Source organism: Pseudoalteromonas sp. 78C3, from assembly GCF_002836695.1.
GTDB classification, from domain to species: Bacteria; Pseudomonadota; Gammaproteobacteria; order Enterobacterales; family Alteromonadaceae; genus Pseudoalteromonas; species Pseudoalteromonas arctica.
Genome location: NZ_PJAV01000044.1, coordinates 1 through 950 on the forward strand (window position 1 = coordinate 1; position 950 = coordinate 950).

At 41.3% G+C, this 950-nt stretch carries 1 protein-coding gene; it reads right to left on the reverse strand.

Features of this window, described 5'->3' with window-relative positions; genetic code table 11:
• The coding region (pseG, locus tag CXF76_RS00725) for a UDP-2,4-diacetamido-2,4,6-trideoxy-beta-L-altropyranose hydrolase (RefSeq protein ID WP_232785076.1) at positions 1–922 on the reverse strand (922 nt) is incomplete at its 3' end.
• Between the last annotated feature and the right edge of the window lie 28 nt (positions 923–950).

Sequence of the window (950 nt, forward strand, 5' to 3'; positions counted from 1 at the left end):
TAATTAACTGCTCATACGCCTTCATTAAGTTTTTACTAATCGCCTCTAACTCAACGCTAATTGCAGCACCAACGGCTTCTAAATTTTTACAAATAGTCTGCTGGTTATCAGCAAGTGCAATAACAATACTTGGTAACCCGACACAAGCACGTTCCCATGACGTTGAGCCTGGCGCGCCAATGGCAATATCATGTTCACACATGAGAGTAGCCATGTCATCTACAAAATCGATGTGAGTCAACCACTCGCTATGCTTTACAGCAAACTCTGTAACACTTTTATAGTGAGGCGCTTTAGGGCTAAGCAATACAGTCGTTATTGGCGGGTTAACGCTTTTCTTTAAAACATCAAGTACATGCAATGTCGCATTGGGGGCATCTATCCCCCCCATAGATAATAATAAACGCGGTGTATTCGATAATGTATTTAAAGCTATCAATTGTGATGAATGTCGATGCGAAAAGTGAGTATTTATAATTGCATATTGCGTGCCTGTTAAGACGGTGGCCTTAGAGTTTAATAGATGATATTCGCTTGGCTCTCTAAGCAATGTTTGATCTATAATCAAGTCTGCAGCGTGCTCTCTTACTAAATCGTCAATTGCAATAATTTTACAGTTATACGCTTTTCTTACTACCTTATGCCACTGTGCACCAATACCATAGTGGTCTGTAATAACTAAATCAGGACTATCAAATGCAGTAGCGCATTCTTGGGCATCATCACACTCAGTGACTTGCAACCACGCGGCATAATCCGCAGTCGAGGTTGGTACTAGCCAATTTTCAGGTTGCTGTAATTCATAAATAGAGAAACCACGCTGCTTTATAAATGTGACTAAATCACCGTTTTGCGGGCGCGTGGCAAATAAAACGTCGTGACCATCTAGTTTTAGCCTATCAGCCAATACTAAGCAACGCATGATATGGCCGCTGCCTATGTAAGAAGAC